Origin of the sequence: uncultured Catenibacterium sp. (genome assembly GCF_900540665.1) — a bacterium.
GTDB lineage: Bacteria > Bacillota_I > Bacilli_A > Erysipelotrichales > Coprobacillaceae > Catenibacterium.
In genome coordinates this window covers 1-4,229 of sequence record NZ_UQGV01000108.1, presented here as the reverse complement: position 1 = coordinate 4,229, position 4,229 = coordinate 1, and the positions used below count along the sequence as shown (strand labels likewise).

Genomic DNA, 4,229 nt, shown 5'->3' with positions numbered 1-4,229 from the left:
AGCAAACAGTGCTCTTAATTATTTGCACTGTCTACTGGGAGGTCATCATATCAAAACTGAGCTCTTTTTCTTTAGTGTATAGTATTTAATAATTTCACTGATTGTCACAACAACCACATTCAATATATAACAATGAATCATCTTTAATGCAGAAACTGTCATCATTTGATTATTATTCATATAAGTATAATAGTCAGGTACTGCATTCGTGAGAGAATGAAGACCGTTGAAGATTGTCTTAAAGATTGCTTCAGCAACACCAATATAGGCTAGACTGATTGTATGTAGGACCTTTACAACTGGATGATCCATCATATTACCTAAAGCAATATGAACAACCAAACCAAGTAATAAAATCATCAATGAAAGTAATAAGATATAACTAATATTTATAAATGTATTAATTATATGATGATCTGTTTTTTTCTTTGGTTCTTCTACGACTGGTTCTTCTTTAATTTCTTCTTTTTCCTCTTCTTTTGGAGGGTTATTTTCAGCTTCCATCACCTTTGCAATCACATCATTCAATGCAGCCGTATCCTGTGCATTAAGTGAAAGGGCCGTTGGTTCTTCTTTTTCTTCTTCTACTGCAGGTTCTTCGACTTCCTCTTTTTCTAATTCTGCGAGATCTTCATCATTGAAAGTAAAACGACGAGGACGTTCTCTTGTAAGTTCTGATAGTTTAGATATATAAGTAGATTTAATGATCTTTAATAAATCTGGATCATCTTTATAGACTTCCTGTAAATTAGCAAATAAAGCCTTTAATTTAGCCACAGACATCTCTTTATCCATGCCAAGAAGTGGTTCAAAGATCTTGTAATCTTCATAACGACCAAAAAGAATATCATTCAATGCTTCATACATTGTATTAGCCACCTGATAAGAACAGCTGATTTCATCATCCCCTGCTTCTACCAAGTCATTTAAATAAATCGTATTCATACCAATATTATTAGCTGCATGTAGAATACCATTCATAGAAGTAATAACTAATGTATCCTTAGGCGTTACCTGGAATCTTTTATCAATATATGCAAGAAGTTCTTCTGATGGAAGTGGTGTAATATCTGTATCACATCCAATAACATAATCCACCTTACGATATAAAGAACCAAGTTCTAGATAATTAATAGCTGATTTCGTCTTATGTGTAGAAACAACTGCAATTGGAATATTATTTTGATGAAAGTATTCAAATAATTCAATCACACCATCTTTTGGTGATAAGCCCTTCATACTCAAATAATTGTATAAATCTTTTTCAACACTTGAATTCAACTTATTACTATTAAGTGTTGCTGCAAGAGGAAGTGTTTCATACATTGTATACATATTACCTAAAGCATGATAAAACTCATCCGCTGTAACAGTAATGTTTTTCTTCTTACATAAATTCTTATAGAAATTATAACGGAGCCTGTTTAGGGGGAATATACATCCATCCAGTTCTATGATTGCTAGTTTTAATTCTGTATCCTCTCTCATAAAATAATACCCCTTTCCCTAATCTAAACATCATTATAGCATAATTCCTAAATGATATGCTATCCTATAAACAAAAAAGCAGAACCGAAGTTCTGCCTTATTTTCAAATGGTCTCCCCGCACGGGCTCGAACCGTGGACCCTCTGATTAAGAGTCAGATGCTCTACCAACTGAGCTACGGAGAGAGGTGTGTCCTCAACCGACGAGTTATATATTACACGATTAAGGACACTTCGTCAACTACTTTATGAACTTTTTTTACATTTTTTAAAAACCTTTAAAAAAGATCTTCATCATTCTTATATTTAGAGTTTATGATGATTGTTTCTGTATGATCAATACACTTCTGTACTTCTGTTTCAAAGTCCCATTTCGCTTCATAGCCTTCTGCTTTATAAGCCTTAGGTTTAGTTGCTGGGTTATGTGGTGTAAAGATTGTACAGCAGTCTTCATATGGTCTAATAGAGATATCATATGTACCGATCTTTTCAGCAATCTTAATAATTTCTAATTTATCCATACATGCAACAGGACGAATAACAGGCGTTGTAATAACCTGATTAATTGTATTCATTGATTCAAGTGTCTGAGATGCCACCTGACCAATACTTTCACCATTCACAATAGCTAAGCAATCATTCTTCTTTGCAACACCTTCCGCAATTCTATACATCATACGACGCATAACTGTCATTGCATAAGATTCATCACAATGGTCATAGACAGATAACTGTAGTTCAGTAAACGGAACAATATGAACTTTAATAGAACCATGTGTATAGTCTTTTAATACATTCACTAGGTCTAATACCTTTTCCCTTGCTAATTCATTTGTATAAGGTGGAGAAGCATAGTGAATACATTCTAAATCTACTCCACGCTTCATTGTCAAATAACCAGCAACAGGTGAATCAATACCACCTGAAAGCATTAATAAGGCTTTACCACCAATACCAACTGGATAGCCTCCAGCACCTGGAATCATGTTATCCATAATATAAATAGCATCTTTTCTATATTCTACACGTACTAAAATATCTGGATTGTGAACATCTACTGATAGTTCTTTTGTTGTATGATGGAATACATATCCTGCAATTTCCTTATTCATCTCAATAGATGTCTTAGGATATGATTTGTCATGTCTTTTTGTATCAATCTTAAAAGTATGACCTTCATCATGATCAATAATATAAGTAACAACTTCCTTGGCCTTTTCTAAGTCATGTTCTACCTTATAACATAAAGAGAAGTTGTGAATACCAAAGATTGTCTTTAACTTATCTGTCACTTCTTCCGCATTTTCTTCATTTAAATAAATATAAAGACGGTCATATGTTAATTCATATTCTAAGGCAGAATAGTCATGAAGTATTTCTTTTGTATTCTTTAATAGTTTTCTAATAAATAGTTTACGGTTCTTTCCTTTAGTTGTAAGTTCTCCAAAACGAACAAGAATATGATCTGGTTTCATCTAATTACCTCTGTTTCTTAATTCTATTTAATGTATCTTTTAAAGCATCTAGGAATGTATCTAGTTCCTGCTTTGTAGTGAGATGTGAGAATGAAAGTCTTAATGCGCTTGAACTGATAAGAGGATCTAAATGCATTGCTTGAAGAGTATGAGAGATTTCTACTTTCTTACTTGAGCAGGCACTCTTTGTCGAGATATAGATTCCTTTAGTTTCCAAATCATGCACAATGACTTCTGGTTTATAGTGTGGACATGAAATATTCAGGATGAATGGACTCGCATCTTCTGGTGAATTGATGACAATATTGTCCATTTCACTTAACTGTTCACGTAAATAATCATTAAGCGATTTGACATAATCAAAGTGACTCTTTTGAGATTCAATTGCTTTACGCATTGTTTTCGCAAGCACAATATCCACGCAGGCATTGCTTGTTCCACCTCTTAAGCCATTTTCCTGCTGTCCTCCATTAATAAGAGGAACAATACTTGCAGTACGCTTCTTATAGAGTAAACCACTTCCTTTTAAACCAAATACCTTATGTGCTGAGAAAGTGGCTAAATCAATATCATCCAGCGTAATAGACAGCTTACCTAAAGCCTGTACCATATCAACATGATATTTTGTCTTAGGATTCTTTCCATGGACAATAGAAGCTATTTCATGAATGGGATTAATTGTTCCTACTTCATTATTGACATACATTGTAGAAACAAGAATCGTATCTTCTCTTATAAGGGATTCTAATTCTTCTAAATCAAGATGTCCTTTTGAATCAACAGACACATAATCCACTTCAAACCCAAATACTTCTTCTAGCTGCTTAAAAGTATTAGCTACACTTGAATGTTCAAAGGCCGTTGTAATAATATGCTTTCCTCTATTCATATATTGGAAGGCCGTTCCTTTGATAGCTGTATTATTAGACTCTGATGCGCATGATGTAAAGATTAATTCTTCAGGACTTACATGAAGTAACTTCGCGATATGTGAACGTGACTGTTCAATCAAACGACTGACCTCATAACCTGGTGCATAAGCCGAATCAGAATTTGCAAAATAATTTGTTAATAGTTTTGTATATGTAGAGCGTATTTCCTCATCAAGAGGAGTTGTCGCTACATAATCTAGATAAATCATCTAATCACCCCGCCTTAAATAATAACGATATAAAAGAAAAAAGTCCACACTAAGCGGACTTAATTTCTTTTCTTGGGTCTTTAATTTTTGTGGGGGTCAGACCTTCGCTCTAAATATTTGGGGGTCT

The 4,229-nt window shown here is 33.7% G+C and carries 3 protein-coding genes and 1 tRNA gene; all 4 read right to left on the bottom strand.

Features of this window, described 5'->3' with window-relative positions; genetic code table 11:
* Positions 1-45: 45 nt before the first annotated feature.
* The 4 genes from QZQ55_RS10570 to QZQ55_RS10555 all read right to left on the bottom strand — a co-directional run bounded on the left by QZQ55_RS10570 (position 46) and on the right by QZQ55_RS10555 (position 4,102).
* Positions 46-1,488, bottom strand: a complete 1,443-nt coding sequence (locus tag QZQ55_RS10570; RefSeq protein WP_295093147.1) for an HAD hydrolase-like protein — start codon at positions 1,486-1,488, stop codon at positions 46-48.
* Positions 1,489-1,596: 108 nt separating this feature from the next.
* Positions 1,597-1,672, bottom strand: a tRNA-Lys gene (locus QZQ55_RS10565).
* Between the two features lie 92 nt (positions 1,673-1,764).
* Positions 1,765-2,961, bottom strand: a complete 1,197-nt coding sequence (gene thiI, locus QZQ55_RS10560) for a tRNA uracil 4-sulfurtransferase ThiI (protein ID WP_270396597.1) — start codon at positions 2,959-2,961, stop codon at positions 1,765-1,767.
* Positions 2,962-2,965: 4 nt separating this feature from the next.
* Complete coding sequence (locus tag QZQ55_RS10555) at positions 2,966-4,102, bottom strand: cysteine desulfurase family protein (RefSeq protein WP_295093146.1); 1,137 nt, start codon at positions 4,100-4,102, stop codon at positions 2,966-2,968.
* Between the last annotated feature and the right edge of the window lie 127 nt (positions 4,103-4,229).

What these genes read in the sequence shown, in the direction of transcription:
- QZQ55_RS10570 (WP_295093147.1), bottom strand. Translation starts at nt 1,488, where the DNA reads ATGAGAGAGGATACAGAATTAAAACTAGCAATCATAGAACTGGATGGA.
- thiI (WP_270396597.1), bottom strand. Translation starts at nt 2,961, where the DNA reads ATGAAACCAGATCATATTCTTGTTCGTTTTGGAGAACTTACAACTAAA.
- QZQ55_RS10555 (WP_295093146.1), bottom strand. Translation starts at nt 4,102, where the DNA reads ATGATTTATCTAGATTATGTAGCGACAACTCCTCTTGATGAGGAAATA.